The organism is Kitasatospora aureofaciens (assembly GCF_001188955.3).
Taxonomy (GTDB): Bacteria; Actinomycetota; Actinomycetes; order Streptomycetales; family Streptomycetaceae; genus Kitasatospora; species Kitasatospora aureofaciens.
Genome location: NZ_JPRF03000043.1, coordinates 206,838 through 228,757 on the forward strand (window position 1 = coordinate 206,838; position 21,920 = coordinate 228,757).

The 21,920-nt window shown below is 70.7% G+C and carries 17 protein-coding genes and 2 pseudogenes; 14 read left to right on the top strand and 5 right to left on the bottom strand.

Annotated elements, in window-relative coordinates:
- Positions 1–45: 45 nt before the first annotated feature.
- Positions 46–813, bottom strand: a complete 768-nt coding sequence (locus tag HS99_RS27115; RefSeq protein ID WP_030555896.1) for an SDR family NAD(P)-dependent oxidoreductase — start codon at positions 811–813, stop codon at positions 46–48.
- Positions 814–1,001: 188 nt separating this feature from the next.
- Between HS99_RS27115 and HS99_RS27120 the strand changes: the two genes are divergently transcribed.
- The 6 genes and pseudogenes from HS99_RS27120 to HS99_RS41645 form a co-directional block, all read left to right on the top strand.
- Positions 1,002–2,051 carry a substrate-binding domain-containing protein gene (locus tag HS99_RS27120; RefSeq protein ID WP_094743029.1) on the top strand — a complete coding sequence of 350 codons (1,050 nt, stop codon included), beginning with the start codon at positions 1,002–1,004 and terminating at the stop codon, positions 2,049–2,051.
- 5 nt (positions 2,052–2,056) lie between these two features.
- The gene (locus tag HS99_RS27125) at positions 2,057–3,652 is read left to right on the top strand and encodes a sugar ABC transporter ATP-binding protein (RefSeq protein WP_030555892.1); all 1,596 of its coding nucleotides are present in this window, start codon (positions 2,057–2,059) and stop codon (positions 3,650–3,652) included.
- Positions 3,649–4,689 (top strand): ABC transporter permease, encoded by a 1,041-nt coding sequence (locus tag HS99_RS27130; protein WP_030555889.1) that lies wholly within the window; start codon positions 3,649–3,651, stop codon positions 4,687–4,689. The genes HS99_RS27125 and HS99_RS27130 overlap by 4 nt, the downstream gene beginning before the upstream one ends.
- Before the next feature lie 105 nt (positions 4,690–4,794).
- Positions 4,795–7,224, top strand: coding sequence for a DUF8189 domain-containing protein (locus tag HS99_RS27135; protein WP_030555887.1), 2,430 nt, complete (start codon positions 4,795–4,797; stop codon positions 7,222–7,224).
- A gap of 339 nt (positions 7,225–7,563) precedes the next feature.
- Positions 7,564–8,049: pseudogene (locus HS99_RS41640) on the top strand (IS5 family transposase); the annotation flags it as partial.
- 16 nt (positions 8,050–8,065) lie between these two features.
- Positions 8,066–8,236, top strand: a pseudogene (locus tag HS99_RS41645) (response regulator transcription factor); the annotation flags it as partial.
- A gap of 328 nt (positions 8,237–8,564) precedes the next feature.
- On the opposite strand, the gene HS99_RS27145 reads toward HS99_RS41645, so the two are convergent.
- Together HS99_RS27145 and HS99_RS27150 are read right to left on the bottom strand one after the other, a co-directional pair.
- A complete protein-coding gene (locus tag HS99_RS27145; RefSeq protein ID WP_465410384.1) occupies positions 8,565–9,395 on the bottom strand; it encodes an SCO4651 family lipoprotein in 831 nt (276 codons plus the stop codon).
- A gap of 252 nt (positions 9,396–9,647) precedes the next feature.
- On the bottom strand, positions 9,648–10,787 hold the full coding sequence (locus HS99_RS27150) for an IS701 family transposase (protein ID WP_167344954.1): 1,140 nt from the start codon (positions 10,785–10,787) through the stop codon (positions 9,648–9,650).
- A 299-nt stretch (positions 10,788–11,086) separates the two neighbouring features.
- On the opposite strand from HS99_RS27150, the gene HS99_RS27155 reads away from it, so the two are divergent.
- The 7 genes from HS99_RS27155 to HS99_RS27185 all read left to right on the top strand — a co-directional run bounded on the left by HS99_RS27155 (position 11,087) and on the right by HS99_RS27185 (position 19,047).
- Positions 11,087–11,494 (top strand): hypothetical protein, encoded by a 408-nt coding sequence (locus HS99_RS27155; RefSeq protein ID WP_050366115.1) that lies wholly within the window; start codon positions 11,087–11,089, stop codon positions 11,492–11,494.
- Complete coding sequence (locus HS99_RS27160; RefSeq protein ID WP_030555877.1) at positions 11,491–12,219, top strand: hypothetical protein; 729 nt, start codon at positions 11,491–11,493, stop codon at positions 12,217–12,219. The genes HS99_RS27155 and HS99_RS27160 overlap by 4 nt, the downstream gene beginning before the upstream one ends.
- Complete coding sequence (locus HS99_RS27165) at positions 12,216–15,665, top strand: WD40 repeat domain-containing protein (RefSeq protein WP_030555875.1); 3,450 nt, start codon at positions 12,216–12,218, stop codon at positions 15,663–15,665. Before HS99_RS27160 ends, HS99_RS27165 begins: the two co-directional genes overlap by 4 nt.
- Before the next feature lie 45 nt (positions 15,666–15,710).
- Complete coding sequence (locus HS99_RS27170) at positions 15,711–16,175, top strand: hypothetical protein (protein WP_030555873.1); 465 nt, start codon at positions 15,711–15,713, stop codon at positions 16,173–16,175.
- 559 nt (positions 16,176–16,734) lie between these two features.
- Entirely contained in the window at positions 16,735–17,025 is a 291-nt protein-coding gene (locus HS99_RS44240; RefSeq protein WP_141763823.1) for a zinc finger domain-containing protein, read from the top strand.
- 143 nt (positions 17,026–17,168) lie between these two features.
- On the top strand, positions 17,169–17,741 hold the full coding sequence (locus HS99_RS27180) for a hypothetical protein (protein WP_141763824.1): 573 nt from the start codon (positions 17,169–17,171) through the stop codon (positions 17,739–17,741).
- 184 nt (positions 17,742–17,925) lie between these two features.
- Positions 17,926–19,047 carry an SCO2583/SCO2584 N-terminal domain-containing protein gene (locus tag HS99_RS27185; protein ID WP_050366116.1) on the top strand — a complete coding sequence of 374 codons (1,122 nt, stop codon included), beginning with the start codon at positions 17,926–17,928 and terminating at the stop codon, positions 19,045–19,047.
- Positions 19,048–19,181: 134 nt separating this feature from the next.
- Here the strand turns inward: HS99_RS27185 and HS99_RS27190 are convergent, their stop codons facing one another.
- Both HS99_RS27190 and HS99_RS27195 read right to left on the bottom strand, forming a co-directional pair.
- On the bottom strand, positions 19,182–19,562 hold the full coding sequence (locus HS99_RS27190; RefSeq protein WP_141763825.1) for a protein-disulfide reductase DsbD family protein: 381 nt from the start codon (positions 19,560–19,562) through the stop codon (positions 19,182–19,184).
- Between the two features lie 134 nt (positions 19,563–19,696).
- Positions 19,697–20,119 (bottom strand): thioredoxin family protein, encoded by a 423-nt coding sequence (locus tag HS99_RS27195; RefSeq protein WP_030555863.1) that lies wholly within the window; start codon positions 20,117–20,119, stop codon positions 19,697–19,699.
- A gap of 480 nt (positions 20,120–20,599) precedes the next feature.
- Between HS99_RS27195 and HS99_RS27200 the strand changes: the two genes are divergently transcribed.
- Complete coding sequence (locus HS99_RS27200) at positions 20,600–21,730, top strand: hypothetical protein (RefSeq protein ID WP_030555861.1); 1,131 nt, start codon at positions 20,600–20,602, stop codon at positions 21,728–21,730.
- The last annotated feature ends 190 nt before the right edge of the window (positions 21,731–21,920 follow it).

Sequence of the window (21,920 nt, forward strand, 5' to 3'; positions counted from 1 at the left end):
TTGTTCTGCGCGGGCTGGTGGCCCGCGCGCCGATCGGGTGCGTGTTCATGACGAAGCCTTGACGACGGACCAGCCGCCGTCCACCACCAGGTTCGCCCCGGTGACGTAGGAGGCGTCCGAGGAGGCGAGGAAGGCCACGGCCGCTGCGACCTCGTCGGGCCGGCCGAAGCGCTTGGCCACCGTCTCGGCGACGCTGTCGGCCCGCCCGGCCTCGTCCACCCGGTCCCAGGCCGCGGTCATGATCGGCCCGGGCACGACGGTGTTGACCCGTACCTGCGGGCCGTACTCGACGGCGAGTTGACGGCCCATCGCGCACAGTGCGCCCTTGGCGGCGGCATACGCGGGGTGCCCCGGCAGCCCGACCAGTGCGTGCACCGAGGAGGTGAGCACCACCGAGCCCTCGCTGTCCCGCAGGGTCCCGGCGAACGCGCGGACCGCCAGCCAGGACGCCTTGAGGGTGACCGCGAGCTGGGTGTCCCACTCGACCTCGGTCAGCTCGTGGGCGGGCTTGACCACCACCGCGTAGGCGTTGCTGTGCAGCACGTCCAGTCGTCCGTAGCGGCTGCGCACGTGCGCGGCCAGCCCGTCCCACACCGCGGCGCTGGTCACGTCGCCGTGCCGGTACTCGGCCTGGCCACCCTCGGCGGTGATGGCCTCGACCACGGCGTGGCCGGCCGAATCGGCGATGTCGACGGCGATGACGGCCGCGCCCTCGGCGGCCAGCCGCCGCGCGGTGGCGGCGCCGATGCCGCTGGCGGCACCGGTGACCAGGGCGACACGGCCCTGGAATCTTCGACAGGTCTGCTCAGTCACGGCGTCACCGTAGCGCTTCTGATTAATTATGCAAATATCTTGACAGTCCTGGTCAGCCGGTCCCAGGATTCGAGCCCAGGACGACAGGCAAGCAGGCAGCGCGGGGCGGAAGCCGCCGCAGCTCCCGGATCACACACCCGTAACGCCAGTCGGCTTCCTGAACACCCCCACCCTGGTAGGAGCTCCAGTTGATCACTACGCGCACCCGTGGTGCGGCCGCCGTCCTGGGCGCGGCTGTCGTTCTCGGCCTGACGGCCTGTTCGACCGGTCAGACCTCGTCGAGCGGCGCCGGCCCGGCCTCGGTCGCTCCGGTCACCGGGAAGGTCTCCCTCACCTACCTGCAGAAGCAGGGCGACCAGCAGTACTTCATCGACGAGGCCAACGGTGCCAAGGCCAAGGCCGCCGAACTCGGCGTCGACCTTAAGGTCGTCAACCTGGGCAGCGACGCGAACAAGACGGTCAGCGAGGTCCAGTCCGCGATCGCGCAGAAGACCAACGGCCTGATCGTCGTGGTTCCCGACCCCGCGGTGGGTCCGCAGGTGGTGCAGACCGCGCGGGACGCCAAGGTGGCTCTGCTCACCTCCGACGACCAGGTCTGCACCAACAGCCCCACTCCGGCCAACTGCGACAAGGCCAACCTGGTCCCGCGGATCGGCTTCTCCGGCCAGCAGATGGGCACCGAGGTCGGCAAGCGGGCCGCCGAGGACTTCAAGAAGGCGGGCTGGAACGCCGCCGACACCCGTGTCATCTCCGCCTCGAAGCAGGACGTCACCGTCTGCGGCGACCGTGTGAAGGCAGCCAAGGAAGCCTTCAACATCGGCGCCGGCGCGAGCGTGCAGACCATCGACGTGGCCACCGACAACACCCCGACCGGTGCGCAGGACAAGGTCGCGGCGACCATCACCGCCAACCCGGGCGTTAAGCACTGGGTGGTCTGGGGCTGTAACGACGAGAACGTGCAGGGCGGCGTGACGGCCCTGCAGAACGCGGGCGTCGGCCCCGACAACATCATCGGCGTCGGCCTGGGCGCCTACCTCGCCTGCAAGGACTGGGGCCCGGGCGCACCGTCGGGCATGAAGGCCTCGCTGTTCATCAACGGCAGCGACATCGGCGCCCTCGCCGTGCAGACCATGTACGACAACCTCAAGAACGGCAAGCCGATGCCCGCCGAGGCGTTCGCCCCGACCACGATGGTCGACGCCTCCACCTGGCAGTCCGCCGGCGTGAAGTGCAGCTGAGCCGGATGAACATCCCCAGCACCGCAACGGCCCGGCCCGGGCTGGCGGCCGAATCGATCACCAAGCGGTTCGGCCCCGTCCAAGCTCTGCGAGACGTCACCCTGCGCTTCCCACCCGGCCAGGTGACCGCCCTCATGGGCGAGAACGGCGCCGGAAAGTCCACCCTCCTGCGCATTCTCACCGGTGACCACCAGCCCACTGCGGGCCGGATCAGGCTGGACGGTCAGGTCATCGACCTTGACTCGCCGACCGACGCGCGGCGCGCCGGCATCCGGATCATCCCGCAGGAACCGGAGATCATCCCGCACGTCTCCGTCGCCGAGAACGTCTACGCCGGCTCCCTGCCGCGACGCCCGGGCCGACGGCTCGACCGGGCCGAACTGCGCCGCCGGATCACCGCCGACCTCGAACGCCTCGGCTTCGACAAGGTCCTCGATCCCGACCTGCTCGGCTCCGAACTCACGGCCGCGCAGAGGCAGCTGGTCGAGATCATGCGGGCCCTGACCGGCGACACCGCGCCACGGGCCATCGCCTTCGACGAGCCCACCTCCTCGCTCTCCGACCACGAGGTCGACGCCCTGTTCGCCCTCATCGGCCGGCTGCGCGACGCGGGCATCGCCGTCATCTACGTCTCCCACCGCATGAAGGAGATCTTCCGGCTCGCCGACCGGATCGCCGTCCTGCGCGACGGCACCGTCGCAGGCACCGTCGACGCCAGGGCCACCAGCGAGGGCGAACTCGTGCGCCTCATGGTCGGCCGTGACCTGTCCAGCCTCTTCGCGCGCCAGCACGTGGCCGGTGACCGCGTGGTGCTGGAGGTCGACGGCCTCAGCACCGACGACGTGCACGACATCAGCCTCCAGGTCCGAGCCGGCGAGGTCGTCGCCCTGGCCGGCCTCATCGGCGCCGGCCGCTCCGAACTCGCCCTCGCCCTGGCCGGCGACACCCCCCTACGATCCGGAACCGTCCGGATCGATGGCGACCGCATCCGCCTGCGCGGCCCGGCCGACGCGATCCGCGCCGGAATCGGCCTCGCTCCGGAGGAGCGCAAGGCCCAGGCCCTGTTCCTCCAGCGCACCATCCGCGACAACACCTCGCTCGTCAGCCTCGGCAGGCTGCGCCGTTGGCGGTTCGTCGACCGGAACCAGGAGAAGGCCCTCGCCCAGGAGTACGCGGACCGGCTGCGGGTGCGTGCCCCCTCCATCGAGGCGGAGGTCCGAACCCTGTCCGGCGGCAACCAGCAGAAGGTCGTCCTGGCCCGCTGGCTCGCCCGCAAACCCGCCCTGCTGATCCTCGACGAACCCACCCGCGGCGTGGACATCGGCGCCAAGGCCGAGATCTACCAGATCATCGCCGACCTCGCCCGCGAGGGCACCGCGATCCTGGTGATCTCCTCCGAACTCCCCGAGGTCCTCGGCCTGGCCGACCGCATCCTCGTCATGCAGAACGGCCGCATCACCGGCCGGCTCGACCACACCGAGGCCACCGAAGAGGCCATCCTCGCCCTCGCCATGGCCGACGACCTCACCCCCGACCTTCCGCACGAGACCGCCACGGCACCTCGCGCCGAAACCGACCCGGCCCCCGGAGGCACCCGATGACGACTGCCCTCTCCGTCGACCGAGAGCTCGATCAGAGCGGCGGCCGACCGACGCCGGCCACCGACGCCCGCAACTGGCTGGCCCGAACGGGCGGCCAGAACCTGGGCCTGATCGGCGCCATGGCCCTGGTGCTCGCCGTGTTCGGGTGGCTCAACCCCAACTACCTGAGCTGGAACAACATCCAGGTCATCGCCGAGGCCGCCACCATCTCCGGCCTGCTCGCGGTCGTCCAGACCATCGTGATCATCTGCGGTGGCCTCGACATCTCCGTCGGCTCCCAGGCCGGCCTGGCCTCCGTCACCAGTGCCATGGTCTTCACCTCGACCGGCTCCAACTCCCTCCTCGGGATCGGCGCCGCCGTCGCCATCGGCGCCGGGATCGGCATCTTCAACGGTGTCGTCATCATCTACGGCCGGGTCAACCCGACCATCGCCACCCTCGCCGGCCTCGCCGCCTACAAGGGCGTCGCCCAGCTCATCTCCAACGGCTCCGCGCAGGGCTACGTCCTCAACGACAGCCTGTTCGTCTTCCTGAGTCGGGGCAAGATCGCCGGCCTGCCGGTCATGGTCTGGCTGCTGCTGCTCGTCGCGGCCGCCGTCCACGTCCTGCTCAGGTACACCGACATCGGCCGCAACATCTACGCCCTCGGCGGCAACGACACCGCCGCCCGCCTGGCCGGCATCAACCTCAACAAGTACCTGATCGCCGTCTACGCACTCAGCGGCATGGTCGCCGCCCTCGCCGGCGTCCTGCTCACCGCCCGCACCGGCTCCGGCCAGCCCGTCTCCGGCAGCGAAGGCCTCGAACTCCAGGCCATCACCGCCGCCGCCCTCGGCGGCTGCGCCCTCAAGGGCGGCAAGGGCGGCGTCGGCGGCACCCTGCTGGCCGTCGCCCTGCTGGGAGCCCTCCAGAACGGCCTCACCGTGCAGGGCATCAACGCCTTCTGGCAGAACGTTGCCCAGGGCGCCCTGCTGGTCGCCGCCGTCGTGATCCAGCAGCGCCGCGCCCGCGAACGCGCCGTCGGCCTGCCCGCTTAGCCCCGAGGCCCCCCGAAGCGGCCCGCCCTTCGTTCGAAGGGCGGGCCGACAGCACCACCGCTCACCTCCCCCACCCCGCGTGATCTCCCCACCTAGGAGCTCTCGATGTCCCTCCCCTCCGCACCGTCGGGCCTTCCGGACCCGACGGCGGTCGGTTCCGCGCGGTCGTCCGTACCGTCCGCCCGCCCGCGCCGGCGGCGCCTCGCCACGGCGCTGAGTGCCACGATGATCATCGCCGGAACACTGACGGTCACGGCTGTCGGCGTTCCGACCCCTGCCGAGGCGGTGGTCCCGCCCGGCGCGAACGGCGCGACGACGCCGCCGATGGGCTGGAACTCCTGGTACTTCTACAACAACGACTACTCCGCCCAGAACATCGCCGACCAGGCGGCCGGACTCGCGACGCCGAACGCGAACCTCGGGCTCAACGGCTCCGGCCGCCACAAGAGTCTCGCCGACCTCGGCTACCGCGACGTCAGCCTCGACGGCGGCTGGTGGACCCAGAACGGCACCGGGCGCGACGCCAACGGCGTCATGGTCCCCAGGCCCGGCTTCCTGACCGGCGCCCAGACCAAGGCGGTCACGCTGTCCAACGGCACCACCGTCCCCGCGCGCGCGTTGAACACCATGAAGGACCTCACCGACTACGTGCACGCCCTCGGCATGCAGGCGGGCATGTACACCGACACCGGCGCCACCGGCTGCGGCGGCCAGCACGGCAGCGGCGGCAACGAGGCCAAGGACGTGACCACGTTCGCGGACTGGGGCTTCGACTGGGTGAAGGTCGACCACTGCGGCGGCATCCCGTCCGGCTACAGCACGGTCATGGCGGACTACAAGGCCTGGGGCAGCCTGACGGCCAACGCGAAGACCTCCACCGGGGTGGCACACCCGCTGGCGCTGGAGATCTGCGAGTGGGGAGCGGGCGCTCCGGACGGCCCGTGGGCGTGGGGTGGCTCGGCGGCGCGCACCTGGCGGAACGGGCGCGACATCACGGGCAGCGCCGGCTACGGGACGACGTCCAACGGCGGCGCGACCTGGATCAACTGGGATCAGGTCTCCGAGAGTTTCGACCTGAACGACCACCCCAGCAACGAAGCCGCCGGCCAGTACAACGATCCGGACTACCTGCTGATCGGGCCCGGCTTCGGCGACAACCCGAGCACTGGGCAGCAGCAGACCCACGGCACCTCCGGCGCCCTCTGGGGTCTCACCCCGGACGAGCAGCAGTCATACTTCGGGATGTGGGCCATCCAGGGCGCGCCGCTCGTGCTGGCCACCGACACCACCAACCTGACCGCGGCGACCGCGGCCATCGTCGGCAACGAGTCCGTGATCGCCGTCGACCAGGACAGCGCCGTCCACCAGGGGCAGAAGGTCCTGGACAACGGCAGCGTCCAGGTCTGGTCCAAGCAGCTGGCGGCCTCCGGCACCCGGGCCGTCCTGCTGGTGAACCGCAGCAGCACCCCGCAGAACTACTCGTTCACCACGCAGAACCTCGGCCTGAACGGCACCGCCTCGGTGCAGAACCTCTACACCGGCGCGAACCTGGGCACCGTCAGCTCGACCGGCGCCCAGAACTTCACCCTGGCCCCCCACCAGTCCGTGATGCTCAAGCTCACCGGCGCCACCGAGCAGCAGCCGGAGACGGTCCTCGCGCCGACCGCGTCCGGTGTGAGCCAGAAGACCTGGAACGGCAGCACCTGGTCGGCCTGGCAGACCCTGGCGCTGGGCACCGCCGGCAGCACCGGCCCCGGATCGATCAAGGGCGAGCCCGCCGTCGTCTCCAGCCCGGGCGGCACCGACGTCTTCGTCTGGGGCGCGGACAACGCACTGTGGCAGAACACCTACAAGAACGGAGCCTGGGGCAGCTGGACCAGCCTCGGCGGCACCATCACGGCCAGCCCCACCGCGGCGAGCCTCGGACGTGACCACATCGACGTGTTCGTCCGCGGCACGGACGGCAAGGTGTACCAGAAGACCTTCCAGCAGACGCCCGGCGCGAACGACCTCCCGGCCTACTACTACGGCGTCAACTGGACGAGCAGTTGGGCGTACCTGGACGCACCCGACTCGACCACCATCGTCGGCGCCCCCGCCGCGGTGGCCTCGCTCAACCGGATCGACGTCTTCGCCCGCGGCACCGACAACGCGCTGTGGCAGAAGAGCTACGTCAACGGTGAGTGGACGGGCTGGACCAGCCACGGCGGCACGCTCTCCTCGTCGCCGACAGCGGTCAGCGGCGGCCCCGGCCAGATCGAGGTGTTCGCCGCCCTGGCGCCCACCAACAGTGTCGGCCAGCTCAGCTGGACCGCCGCAGCCGGCTGGTCGTCCTCCTGGTACGACCTCGGCCGCGCCGTGGCCGGTGCGCCGACCGCGACGCAGGTGGGTGCCCGGGTCAACGTCTACGCCCGTGCCACCGACAACACCCTGTGGCAGTGGTACCGGATCGGCACCGGACCGTCCGGAACCTGGCAACAGCTGGACAGCACCCTGGCACTGACCGGTAGCCCCGCAGCGGCCGGCCACCTCTAGGCAGGACCGTCACCTCCTGGCATGGTCGGCTCGGTGGCCCGTCGCGCTCCTCGGAGCTCGACGGGCCACTGGTGGATCAGGGCGACACGATCTGGTTGGTGGCCCGACCGGCACCGCCGGCTAGTATCCCCGCAGGACTTTGACGTTTGCCTGCTCAGAGGCTGCGTTGAGTGGGCTGATAGCCATCAGGCACGGACTTCATGGGGCCGCCCCTCGATCGAGTGCTCTCACCGATCCGCCACCAGCCCTTTCCTCAAAGGGGGATGGGCCAGGGGAACACCACGACGAGACGCCGTGGCAGAGCCTTGTCGCCCGCCTGGTGGAGGTGGTGCTGGAGGTGAGGGCCTGGGCCGCTCGCGGGGCGGGTTCACCAGCAAGGTCCACCTGAGCGCGGACGGCTGCTGCCGCCCGCTGTCCCTGGTCGTCACACCAGGGCAGAGGGCGGACTGCACCCAGTTCATAGCCGTGCTGGAGAAGATCCGAGTCCCGCGGATCGGTCGGGGCAGGCCCCGCAAGAAACCCGACAGCCTGGCCGCCGACAAGGCCTCCAGCAACGGCCCATGCCGCGCCTACCTGCGCAGACGCGGCATCCGGCACACGATCCCGGAGAAGACCGACAGCCAGGCCGCCCGCCTGCGCAAGGGATCACGCGGCGGTCGGCCACCAGGCTTCGACGAGGACCGGTACAAGAAACGCAACACCGTCGAGAGGGCCATCAACAAGCTGAAGAACTCCCGTGCGGTCGCGACCCGTTACGACAAGCGCGGCTACGTCTACCTCGGCACCGTCACCGCGGCAGCCCTCGTCATCTGGCTTCACACATGATCGCCCGGACAAGTCCGCACTGGTCGGACAGGGCCTGTCGAACGCTGAGATAGCCGAGCGGCTGGTGATCAGCACGGCGACGGCGAAGACGCATGTCGCGCGGCTGTTCGCCAAGCTCGAAGCTCGGGACCGCGTCCACCTGGCGATCACCGCCTTCGAAGCCGGACTCGTACCGCGTAGACGGTAGGGCAGGACGAGAAGAACGATCGAGACCACGAGTTCGCCGCGTTCCAGACGCGCCAGCACACCCACCTGGGTGAAGTGCTGCGGGCCGGACAACGGACAAAACTGAGAGACCCCCATAAGTACACCGCCCGACCGAGGCACTTCCTGCCGGAAGTCGCTGATTGGATCACCTGGTACTCCGGCCTCGAGGCGTTCGTCGACCCCGACCCCGAAAGGGCGTACTGGCAGGTTGTCCCTGCTTAGTCGCAGTGTCTCTTTATGTGCTTTCGGCACCGTTGAGCTGCCTGTTTGCGCGTTGCAGTGGGCCGAGTCGGGGGAAGAGAGAGGACCTAACGCTTCGCCGTGCCGGCGATGAACTCGTCCCAGGTGCCGACGGTTTCGGCCGGGGGTGCCGTGATGGCCGGGACGGTGCCGAAGTCGGAGTACTCCTCGAAGACCTGGGCCTGGCCCTTGCTGCCGGTGGTGACCTGCTGCGACTTTAGGACGAGATCGTCCTTGCCGACCCACATGTCGAGGACCGCTGAGGTTTCGCCCCGCCGCTTGGCCAACTGGACGTAGTAGTCGCGCACTTCGTCCTTGATGGCGGGCCCGGTGTAGCGGGCCAGCTCCTCGAAGACCACCGTGCCGCGGTAGTGGTCGGCCGCTCGCCCGCCCACCTGCTCCTCGCCGACCCACGAGGTGGACCCGGTGGCGGCGAGCGCGCCCGCGACCTCGTTGATGGACCCCGCCGCCCGCGCATTGGAGGGGCCGCTGCTCGCCGGCTTGTCCATGCGGTACCAGCTCTTGCCCGGGATCTGGTCCGACTTTATGTAGGCCGCGTCGCCCGTGACGATCACCTGGTTGACGCCGGTGGGGTTGTCCGCGCTCTTCTTCCCCGACGACGTGATGGACGAGGCGTACGGCTGCTGCTGGAAGAGCATCTCGGACCTTTCGGAGCCGCCCTCCCCCGTCTGGATCGTCCGGTACGAGGCCTGTTCCGCAGTCTTCTTGGCCGCGGCCATCAGCACGGTCGGAGCGTCGGTCCGCTTGTTCGCGGCCTTGTCCCCGGCCGGGCTCGCCCCAGTCACGCTGCTGTGGGACTCCCCGCCGCAGCCCGCCAGAACCATCGTGAGCGCCGCTCCTGCGGCCGCCGCCGCGATGCCCCTCCCCGTCACTCGCACAGCTCTGGTTCCTTCTCAGTTGTTTCGAAATTGGCGATGTTCATTATTGTTTGCGCAGGTCAGGCTGCCAAATGAATTAGTACTGCAACCGCAGTTATGGGGTGTGACCTCGACGTTTGTAGTGGCTGTGGCGGGCGCGGGCCTGGCTGCGGCGTCGCCAGTACGACCAGCGCAGATGGTGGGCCGCGGTGAGGTGGAGAGGATGGAGAAGCAGGCCGATGAGGCGGCGGATCTCCGGGACGGACAGGGGTATCAGGCCGCTGCGGTCGGGTCTGGAGCCCCCTTTGCCAGCTCGTGTGCCCGGATGGCGGTCAGGCAGGCGAGGGCGGCCATGGACAGGGTGATGTGCCGGTACCAGGCCTGGTAGCGACGGACTTGGTAGTGATCCAGGCCGCACTCGTTCTTCGCGGTCTGGAAGCACTCTTCCACTTGCCACCTCGCCCCGGCGATCCGGGCGAGGTCCGTCAGTCGGGTGTCGGCGGGGCCGTAGCAGACGTAGTGGGCGATCTCCGTCGGGTCGCTGACGCTGCGTCGGGCCAGGACCCAGTGGCCGAAGCCGTTCTCCCGGTAGATGCGGATTGGCACGCGGGCCCAGTCGTAGATCCGCTGGCCGTGGGCGCCGGGCCCGGCGCCCAGCCGCTTCCAGGCCTGACGGGGCAGGGCGGCGATGAGCTGGTCCACGCGGGCGTCCGCGCCGCCCGTGGTGATGACGGTGTCGTTGACCTTGGTGGCCGGCACGTGGGCGACCCTGCGTTCCTCCAACCAGAATCGCAGGGTCTTGACCTGGCCGTATGCCTCGTCGGCGGTCACCCAGGCGAAAGGGACCTTCGCGTCGAGGGCGCGCTGGAGCATGGCCCGGAAGTGCTCGATCTTCGTGGCGAACGGCACGTCGTCCTCGATTCCGGCGGCCCGGCAGCGCGCCCGGTCATCGGTCCAGGAGGCGGGCAGATACAGCTCGCGGTCGATCAACGCCCGCCCCTTGGTGGAGGCGTAGGCCAGGAAGGTGCCGATCTGGCAGTTCTCGGTACGGCCGGCGGTGCCGGTGTACTGCCGCTGGACGCCGGCCGAGCGGATGCCCTTCTTCAGGAAGCCGGTGTCGTCGCCGATCAGCACCGCGTTGCTGTCGCCGATGGTCTCGACGACGAAGTCCCGTACGTCATCGCGGACGGTATCGGCGTCCCAGTCGGCCGAGTTCAGCAGCCGCTGCATCCCGTCCGGGCAGTCCTCGCCGGCTCGTTCCGCCAGTGACCAGCCGTACTTGCGCTCCAGCGGGGCGATCAGCCCGGCCATGTACTCCAGCGCCCGCCCCCGCGGCTCCGACCTGGTGAAACGCGCCGCGAAGCGGGCATGCAACCCCGCCAGTGCCGCCTTCCACTCCTCGACCTGCCCCACCCCAAGATCAATCACCCGCCAAGTCAACCATGATCAAGTGCGGTTGCAGTACTAGGCGATGGTCCTCCCAAAGCTGACCCGGCGCCCGCCCCGCCCACCGCCCCGGCCGCGCCGGCGCACAGAACTGACCCGAACGATTTCGAGTCTGCAACGGCCAGCGAACAGTCCTGCGACCGACTGTGTCGCGGCCTAGGCTGAGCATCAACTGCTTTTTTCCGCAATGTGATTGGCCGACCGATCCGGCGTCAGCCCGAGGAGATCCCGGGCCCTCGGGGCAGGCCGGTGATGGGGGTTGGTCGATGTTGGGGTGGTGGGAGGCTGCGGCCTGTGGCGCCGGCGGCGGGCTGATCGCCGAGGCGGTCGTGACCTACGGGCGTCTGAAAACCTGGCAGCAGGCACGGCATGCGGCGCGGGCCACGGCGGCGCCGCTTCCCCGGCTGGTCGTATTCGTCGATCCGCTCGCGGACTCGATCGCGGCGCTCCTGCGCGTGCTACTGGGCGGCGCGGCCGGGTGGCTGTTGCACGTCCAGATCACCGGCGTGTACGCCGCCGTGGCCGTCGGGGCCTCGGCTCCGGCGCTGCTTGCCCAGGTCGGGCGGGCGGCCACACCCACCGAGGCGCTGCGGGGGCCGGACAGCGGCGAGGCGGACACACCACCGCCGAACGACACCGAAGCCGCCAGGCCGCGGAGCGGGGAGGCGGAATGACTACCGGCTCGGTGCTCGCGCGGTCCTGGCGGTCCTTCACCGGCCGCACGCTGCCGTACTCCCCGCCGCCTCCGGGACATGGCCGGAACGGCCACTCCCTGGGCCAGCGGGTATGGGCCTCGTTCACGGGGGTGGAGCTGCGGCCCGCGCGCGGCCGTACGGCGGCCCCGGCTCCTGTCGTCCTCCCCCAGCCGCGGCCCGCGCCGCCGGACCGGCCGCGGGCCGTCGCGCTGGCTCCGGGATGGTTCGCGCTGCCCCAGCTCCCACAGGCTGGCGGCCTGGCCGCCGCCAGCGGTGACTCGGTGCTGATCGAGGCCTCGTCCCCGGACGGCAGCGCCAGGTTCCTGGTCCGTGGGCCCGGCGTCGCCGACCCCGACCACCGGTTGGAGCTGATCGTGGACACTGCTGGCGCCGACCGGCCGCTGATGACCGCGGTCGGCTACACCGACCCGGACGGCATCGGGCACCTGCTGCTCGTCCCGGTGGTGCGGGGGCGGTTCGGGCCGCCCGCTGCCTACGTCCGGCTTCCGGGCTTCGACACCGGGTCGACCTTGACAGCCTCGGACGCCCACCCGGTCGGCCCGGAGAGCTCCCTTGACGCCGAGCAGGTCGCCGCGTCCGTCCGGGCCGCCGTCAACGAGGCGACCCGCGAGGCCTGGCGGCAGGTCCGGGAGCTGCTCGCGGACGACAGCCTGCGCGCCGTCATCGACCGGGAGCTCGGGTGACTGCAGGAGGAAAGCCGCCGCGGGCCCGGCCCGCGCTGGAGAGCCTGCTGAACGGTGCGGCCAGCCCGCAGGCCGCAGTCCGGCAGGTGCTGCTGGGCGATCCGCCGCTGTGGTGGAGCTGCTGCAGCGAGGCGGTGCGCTGGGACCCGGGGTGGCTGTACGGCCCGCGCTCCGCGGAGCTGCGCGACTGGCTGAACACGACGGCCCCGGACCCGGGTGCCGCGTCCGTCGGCTCGGTCGACCACCCGCTGCTGCTGGCCCGGATCCTGGCCGCGCCCGTGGACCGGATGGCGGAGCACGACACGGAGCTGCTGGGACTGACCGCAGGCTGGGACCGCAGCGGCCTGCTCTGCGCCGACGCCGCCCCCGGACCGTCGCACCCCTCCGGCAGCGGGCTCAGCGCTCTCACGCCACGGCTGGCCGGCACACTGAGCGCCGCACTGGACCGGCTCCGGCAGCTGCGGGCCACCGCCGGGCCGGGCCTGCCGAGCCCGGCCGCCGAGAGCGTGCTCACGATCGCCGCCCTGCTGCTGGCAGGAGTCGAACCGCGCGGCCGGCGGGCCGTCCGGGTGGCCGTGGTCTTCGCCCGCTCGGCCGGGGCGGACGGGCCGTCCGCCGGACCGGAGGGCGTGACCGGCGTCCTGGAACTCCGCGAATTCCCCGCCGGCCCACCCGGGTTGTACCCCGATCCGCGGACGATGACCGGCGTACGCAGCCCCAATGGCGACTTCGCCACCGCACTCGGCCACGCCTGGCGGCTGGCGGGGGAGCGGCGCGAGCGGCGCTGCGTGCTGTGGCGCATCGTGCTGTCCGACGGCCAGGCCGCCCCGACCCGACTCGAAGGCCCCTCACTCGGCCTGGCCTTCGCGTTGGGCCTGCGCGAACTGCTGCGCCACTCGCCGACCGGACGGCCCGGCCTGGCCGGGCTGCGCGGATTCGCCCGCGGGCTGCGGCCCCGGACGGCGGTCACCGGCGCCCTCGACGGCAGCGAATACCTGGTCAGGATCGGTGATCTGGACGCCAAACTGCTGGCCGCGCGCCGCGACGGCCTGCGCCTGGTGGTGCCCGAGGCGAACCGGCTCGACGTCGCCAAGGCGCCAGAGCCCGGCGACGTCAGGTTCGCCCGGACGCTGCGTCAGGCCGACCGGTACGCGCGCAGGTACCGCACCGGACGCCTCGCGGTCGCCCTGGCCCTGGTCGCCGTCAGTGCCACCGGTGCGGGCGCGGCCTTCAACGAGCACCGCAACACCGTCCGCGAACGCGCCCAGGCCATGTCGCGGGGCCTGGCCGCGCAGGCGTTCCTGCTCGACCAGCTTCAGCCGAACATCGCCAAACAGGAACGCATCGCGGCGTTCCGCACCGCCCCGACCCCCGAGGCCTTCGACGCCTTGACCGCCGGCTTCCGCGTGCCCGGGACGATCGCTGTGCCCGGCATCCTGCATGTGGCCGTCAGCAACACTGTGATCGCCGTCGTCGCCGACGGCCAGGCCCGCCTGTGGAGCCGCTCCGAGCATCGGTTCACGGCGACGCTGCCGACCGTGGGCGTGACGGCCATGACGTTCCGCCAGGACGGCACCGCCCTCGCCGTGGGAACCAGCGTCGGCGGTCTGGAGGTGTGGAACATCGCCGACCCGGGCCACCCCGCGCGCACCCGCACGCTGCCCGGCGCGGCCAAGCCGATCGACGCCACCGTCTTCAGTCCCGACGGCCGCCTGCTAGCTGCCGGCGGGGACGACCACACCGTCCGGCTGTGGGACCCAGCACTGAACGGATCCGCCACCCCACTGGCAACCTTCGACGGCGGGACCGACACGGTGACCGGACTGGCCGTCAGCCCGGACGGACAGCAACTGGCCGGGTCGAACGCCGACGGCTCGACCAGCCTCTGGGACGTCACGCACCCGACCGCCCCCACCCACGCCACCACGATCCCGGGCACCGGACAAATGCGCGCCGTCGCCTTCGCACCGTCAGGTCACCTGCTGGCCACGACCGGCACCGACCAGAAGGTGCACCTGTGGGGGACGCGCGATCCGGTCCACCCGGCGACGATCGCCACCATCGACGACGCGGGGCGGATGACCGCCGTCGCGTTCTCGCCGAACGGGCGATTCCTGGCCGGGGGCAGCCTCAAGGACGCCAATCCGATCCGGCTCTGGGATCTCACCTACCCCGGGTCCCCGGTCGCGCTCCCGACGCCGACTGACGGCAGCGGAGGCACCGAGGTGGCCTTCAGTCCCGACGGCAGCACGCTCGTCACCCTGGACACGAGCTCCCACGGCAACGCGCGCTCCCTGGATGACAAGGTGAAACTGTGGAGCACGGCGAATCTGCGTCTCCCGGCCGCGCTCACCCTCATGCCCAACGTGCCGGCCGCGGAATCCGTGGCACTGTCCCCCGAGGGCTCGACCATGGCCACGGCGGGCACCGGCAACGTGCGTCTCTGGGACGTCGCCGACCGGGCGCACCCGCGCGTCGTGTGGGAGCACGACAGCGACAAGGACGACTACCGCGTGGCCCTGGCCGGCCACACCCTCGCGATCGGCAAGAAGAAGGCGGTCACTCTGCTGGACGTGACCGATCCGAAGCATCCGGTGGAGCAGGGTTCGGTCGACCTGTCCGGTGCGGGTGCCTCCCCCAAGGCCGTGGAAGTCGCGTTCGGTCCGGACGGGCGGACGCTGGTGGCTCGGGACGACGAGCAAGCCGTCGTCTGGCTGATCAACGCCTCCGACAGCTCGCGGCCCGTCCTCCTCGCCACCCTTCGCGGAGACGACGTCCCCGGCGGACACCCGACCCTCAGCGCCGACGGGACCCTGCTGGCGGTCGGCAGCTTCCCCGACATCCAGGACTCGAGCAGGCCGGGCCCCGCAAAGCCGGGAGTCTGGGACGTTCGCGACCCGGCCGACCCGAAGCTGCTCACCGGGACCGCCGACCAGATCGGCATCGTGACAGCCACTCGGTTCGCTCCGAAGGGCTCGGTGCTGGCCGTGGGCGGGACGGACGGGAGCGTGGCGTTCTGGCGCATCGCACCGAACGGCCGGGCGACGCGAATCGCCTCGCTGCCCGGCAGCGGAGCCGGCGTGATGACCCTGAACTACAGCGCGGACGGCGCTTTCCTCGTCGGTATCGACAACGCCGGAACCGTCCGCATGTGGGACGTGAGCGACCCGGGCAATCCCACACCGCTCGGACGCTACGACCAACCGAGGGAGATCGACTTCCCCGACCTCGACGCCTCCGCCGCGGTCGGCCCACCCCGCGGACCGGGCGTCGGCCGACTGATCGTCACCGTCACGGACGATGGCGAGCCCCGCCTGTGGACCAGCGATCCCGAGGCGGTCATCGCACGGCTGTGCCGGACCATCGGCGACACGGCGACAACTGCGGAGTGGAACCAGTACGTCCCCGATGTCGCTCACACCGACCTGTGCCGGAACAAGGGCTGAGCGCGCCGACCGGCGGTGCTCACAAGAGTCGTCCTGGAGACAAGCATGAAGACCCACCGGACCGCCGGTCTCAGAGCCCGGACCGCACCTGCGGTACTCGCGGTCGCAGCGGTGCTGGCCGTCGGTGCGGCCGGCTGCGACTCCGCGCCCTCGGAACAACTCCCCGCAACGGAGGCGGACCCTTCGAGCTCCGCACCAGCGGGTCCACCCGACTTCACCCTGTTCACGGGGACCTGGGGCGGCCACGGCAACCAGATGACGGTCAACGCTGACGGGTCGTTCACGATGGAGATGCGCACCGGCCGGAGCGGCCCCTCGGACAGTTCGGCGAGCGGCAGGATCGACAGTGTCTCCGGCACCGTCGCCAAGGGCGCGATCACCACCACCGGCGACCACCTGGCGATGCCCGTCGGCCCGCTGACCTTCGTCTACGACTCGGCCAACAACGCGATCAACGCCCTGCGCATCAACTGGTGCGGTCCCAAGGCGCCGGTCGGGGTCTGCGTCTGACCGGCCCTTCCCCGCAGCACCGGTGACCCCCAGGGACGGCGGTCCAGGGGGCCACCGGCCGCCTGCTGCCCGCGTCGGAGCCCCCGTCCTCGAAGTAGTCGGGCGTATACGAGATCAGCACACCACCTGATCGCCGCCTCCGGCCAGCCCCACCCAGGACCGGCACGGACCCTGCCTCGGCGCGGCGTACTGCCTCGTCCACGAGCTCGGGATCCTGCCGTCCGAGCTGCACTCTCTTCTGCAGCGCGGTGGAGAACACCTTCTCCGGCATCGACGTCCACCGGCTCGCCCGTGCGGTGTCGGCCGGTGAGGGCGCCGTGGGCGCATCGGATCGGCGATCAGGGGATGCGACCGGCACAGCACACTCCACATGGGAACTCGACAGCGGCACTCCGCATTGTGCCGTCACCGCGCCGCGGGGTGGGGGCACCAGCTCCCGCGCGCCGACCGTGCCTACCGGTCCGGGCCTCCGTCGACACGAAGCACATTCCGTCACCCGAAGAAGCGGATTCCCGCAAAAACGCACCAGCAGCCAGCCGAGCGCGCCATCATCACGCGCATGGACGACACCACTGCTGCCAGAGCCCGCGCCTACTGGGCCTGCGTCGAGATCGGCTGCCCCAAGTGCCGAGTCGAGCCAGGTCAGTACTGCCGCAACCGGGTCGACGGCGTTGAATACAACGCGCTGTTCCACAAGCCCCGCCAGGTCGACGCGGGTGCCCCTGCCATCCTGGAGACGGTGGGGATCCGCAAACTGCGCTGGCAGCCCAGCGTTGGGATGACGAAGTGGGACGGCCGCCCGATGCCAGTGCCGATGCCAGGCCTCAGCGCATCCCGCCCCGCGTCCTGAGACACGCGAACGGCAAGGCTCCGGGTTTCGCTCTCCGACACACGGACGGCGCGGCCGGCGAGCAGGACCTCCCACGCGCCGAGTTGCATCCCGCACCGGCGCGGTCGCGGCTGTCGCCGGTGCAACTGGGCACACTGGTCACCGTGACCTCCACCTGCCAGTGCGGCCCCGCCACCATCAACGGCCCCGGGGTGCGCGCCGCCTACTACGCCTACCAGCGCAAGATCCGCGCCGAGCGAACCGCCGACGGCCGACAGTTCCGCTCCCGCCGCACCGATTTCCACCCGACGAACACCTTGAGCTACCTCGCAGTGCACCTCGACGGTGACGGAGCGGTGCGCCTCGAAGTCGCGGCCGCTGCCGAGGAGTTGGAGCGGCCCCAGAACCTGCTGGTCGATGAACTTCGCTGGCTCGCGGACGGACGCCGGTTCCTGCACACCGAGGGCTTCGCCGACGGCCTGATGAAGATCTGGCTCAACCCCGCCGTCGCCGTGAACGGCGGTTGCGACCCACGGCCCCTGGCGGCCAGACACCGCTTCCCCTACCCCGTCCTGGCCGACGGGGGCCTGTCCGCTCCCGAGCCTGTCCGCTTCCTGGAGTACTCCGCGCACCTGTGGGACGAGGTCTACTTCGCCAACCGCCACATGTTCGCCGGCGGGTTGTTCCCCAACCCCGACTGCCGGGCCTGCTTCCCGGTCAGACTCCACTCGGTCTGACCGCCAGCACCCCCAGCCGCTTCGAGGCCGAGAAGCATGGCAGCTGCGACGGCCGCGCGGAACGCCGGAGCGGTGAACGGCGGCGTGTGCTCGCCTGGCTGCCGGTGCCCTCACTCGCCGTCATGTCCGTTCACGAGCAGCACCGTGAGGCCGGCGCCCGCCAGGACCCCCTCGTCTCCGGTGGGTGCTCGGACTGACCGCGGTAGACTACACCTACAACTCCCTCGGCCTCCCCGAGTCCATCGTCGAACCCCCGACCACAGCCCACCCGACGGCCGCCGAAGGGCCCGCCGAGGAACCCAGCCAGCCCCCTTCCCGTGAGCCGGAGCCCATAGCGCCGGGCCGGGCGACACCCGACCCGTTCGAGGGACTCGTCGTGGACGAGCGGTTCATCAAGGACGCCGCCGTCAAGGAGCCGACCGCCCGGACCCGGATGCTCACCGCGCAGTGGCGGCAGGAGCCGGGTGGCCGCCGCTGGGCGCCCGGGGCGACCCCCGGCACGGCCCGCTCACGGTGGACCCGGCCCGGACGCCGGCGCACCGCGCTGATCGCGGCCAGCGCTTTCGCGGCGCTGCTGGCCGTCGCGGTCGGGGTGGACCCGGCCGGTCTGCTGAACGGGGACAGCCTTGCGGCGCGCAAGCCGCGGGCCGTGCCCGTATCTGCCGGGCCGGCCGCGGACGTCGCGCTACCCGGCGGCGGGGTCTCCGACGGCACCAGGTGCGGCACCAAGGGCTTCCACCACTTCGAGCCGGCGCCCGCGTCCTTCACCTTCGCCGCCGGAGCGCGGTCGGACGCCCCGCCGCCGGGACCGCAACTCGTCCTCAGCTCCTACGGGTTCTCACGAACCTCGCAGAAGGACCCCGGGCACTTCACCATCAGTCTGGGGCTCGGCCCGGGCCCCGGCGCCGGCGACCGTGGGCTGGACCTCTCCGCACCGCTCGGCCCGCAGGGCGTGGCAGTGGAGATCGAGGGCCCGGACGGCCTGGTCGCCGGGGCCCACGGGCTCCCGCTCACACCCGACGAAGACGCCCCGTCCGACGCGGGCGGCACCGTCCACGTCGCACCCGAGAACGGCGCCTCCGTACAGGTCACCCTCCCCGCCGTGGCCCTGTGCCCGGGCGTCGACGGCTTCACCCTCCAGCAGTTCCTGGTGGCGCCGACCGACTCGCACAACACCATCACCGGCCAGCCGCACTACCGGCTCACGGTCTCCATCTCGGATCCGGCGATCGGCGCGCTGCGGCGCCAGGTGGGCTCGACGGTGCCCGGCGACGTGCTGGCGACCGACAACCGGGTGCCCCACTGACCGGAGCCACCCGAGAAGAGCTCCGACGACGCTGAACCGGGTACGGCGGTACGGTCCGCTTGGCGTCCAGCCGAGCACGCACCCTTCATCGGCATTTACCCCACACGGCGAACCGGCTGGGCTGACCGCCCGTGTCAGCCGATTGGACCGAGGGGGATGACCTGGTCGGTAACGGGGATGAGGCAGCGCTGCTCGCTGCACGCGCCAAAGCTCACCACCGCCTCAGCCGGCCCCCCGTCGGATCGGCGGACCGGGAGAGTGACGGTGACCGCGCCGTCCGGGTAGACCGGCAGTTCCATGCCGAGGCCCAAGGGGCTGACCGTGCGCAGCGGACGGTCTGCCTGGGCGACGCCGTCCGGGGCCAGGCCGCCGCGCACCGTCAGCCGGGTCGGCAGGCCGAGCCCGTCCACCCCGCCGGCCGGCAGGTCAACGCTGTACAGGTGGAACCCGGCCTGCTCGGGGGTGAAGGTGGCGCTGAGCAGTTGCCGCCCGCCCTCCCCGGCCTCAAGCCGCACGGCGACTGTGACCCCGCCGCCGCTGTAGCTGGCGGCGGGGGTGGCCGCCGGCGCCGGATCCGCGGCGCAGCCCGCCGCCCCGAGCAGCAGCAGCGTTGCGACCGCAGACCCTGCACGGGGCCGCCCAGCCGGACTCACTTCTGCGACCAGCGCTTGAGGTAGGCGGCGACCGTGTTCGCAGTCATGCTGCGGGCGTTGGAGAACGCGCCGTCGTTGCTCGCGGTGCGCACCGCGCCGTCCGGGGAGAGCACCACCAGCGCGGGAATGCCGCTGCGCTGGAGGTCGACGTACTGGGCGGCCAGGTCGAGGTTGTGGTCGAATCTGCCCACGTCCACGGCCACCACCCGGTAGTCGTCCCGCAGTAGCGGGGCGACCTGCTCGGAGCGGAACAGCTTGTCGAGCACCTTGCAGTCGGGGCACCAGTTGGCCCCGAAGTCGATCAGCACCGGCCGCTGATCGCCGGCCGACAGGGCAAGCGCCGCCTGCAGATCGGACGCGGCGTCCCGGTTAGGGTTGTACCCGTCCGGCAGCTTCCCGGCCCCGGCGCTCGTGGTCACCGAGCCCGTCGACGCGGAACTCGCGGGCGGAGCAGCTGCGGTGGCCGTCCCGGTCGGCGCAGCAGTAGGGGGCGTCCCGGTTGTGTCAGCCGCCCCGCCCGTGGCGCTGCCGCCCGAGCCGCAGCCGCTGGTGAGTACGGTCGCCAGGACGGCGCTGGCAAGCAGAGCGCGGCGCTGCCGCATAAGTTCCCCCCGGTGTTGATCGCTGACCCAGGGAGGATAGCGGGGCCACGGCCTTCGGCCAGCAGCGGCAGCTGTTCGAAGGCCGGTGCCGGACGGCTACCCGTCGACCTTCGTGTCTGCCCCTGCTGTTCCGACGTCGCCAGCAGGAATCTCACCGTCGGCCAGGCCAGATTCGCCGTGCGCCGGCGGGCACCTTCGCGTGATCCACATCGACGATGCAGTCAGTATCATCCTACGGGACGTCATTTCCGGGGCCGACAGGGGCCCTTCCCTATTTGTTTCTCTGAAAGGAAGTCCATGGGCATAGGAAAGAAATTGTCGCGTCGCTTCGCCGCCTTCGGCGCGGCCGTTCTCGCCGGTATGGCCGCAGTCCCGCTGTCAGCCACCAGCGCGGCGGCGGTCGGGGCTCCTGTCTGCTTGAGCGGAAATCTCCTGTACGACTACCAGTCGGCCGACGCGGGAACGTCGAAGCCGACGATGACCAAACCGGTCCGTAGCGCGAACGTCGAGCTGTGGGGGAATGAGAAGCCCACCGACTCCCCGCACCGGCTCACTGCCGACTTCCAGTACACGGCGGGCGACGGAGGCTTCAAGCTCTGCCACACGCCCACGACGACGTCGATGAGCAGCATGTGGGTGCGGTTCAATGCCGAAAGTACGAAGTTGTGGAGGGTCAACGACACCCGAGGCGCGACTTACACGCTGGACTCCCAGACCCTGCACAACGTCTCCTCCAGCGCTTCGCTTGGCGTGATCAAGCCTTCCTCCGACACTGCCCGGGCCTGGCACGCCTTCGACACCGTCAACCTTCTGTGGTGGAACCGCGACAACCCCGCCAGCATCTGCTGGTCCTCTCACGAGACAGACGGAAACCACTGCACCGAGCTCAACATCCAGTGGACCGACACTTCGACGGACGGTCCGTACTACGACATCGGCAGCCACACCATCCATCTCTCCGCCGCCGACCCCGACTCCGAGCACACCGTCCTCCATGAGTCCGGTCACTTCTTCATGAATCGTTTGTTCAACGGCTTCCCGAGCTACACCATCTGCACTTCCCAGTACATCTACAATCGCGCTGGCAGTGGTACGTGTGCATGGGTCGAGGGCTTCGCCGACGCCGTCGCTGCCTACCTCCTGGGTGACTACCGCTACGTGTGGCCGAACGGCACCGAGATGTCCTTCGCTTACTCATCAGGCTGGAGTACCGGAGACCAGGTCGAGGGCAACGTGACCGGTTCGCTGCTCGACCTGTGGAGGAACGTCGACGGTGGCAATTGGAACCGCACGATCACCCTGTTGACGTCTACCGCCCCGTCCACGTTCTCCGAATACTTCAATACCGACCGACCGAAGGCCGGCCCCCCGCTTTCCACCGGTTGGGACGCGCTTTCCTACCTCCGCAGCCATTCCATCCAGTACTGAACTCACTGATCCCGTGCTTTTACGAGCAGAGCTGTCAGGGGTGTGATCAGAACAAACCGGCGAACGAAAGCGGCAGGCGTGGAGCTGGCGGATGCCTACCGGTGCGGGCGCACTGGATGGCGCCACAGGCCGCCGGTGTCGTGGGCGACACCGGCGGCGACCTCCATGACGACCTCCTGGCGCCGTCCTG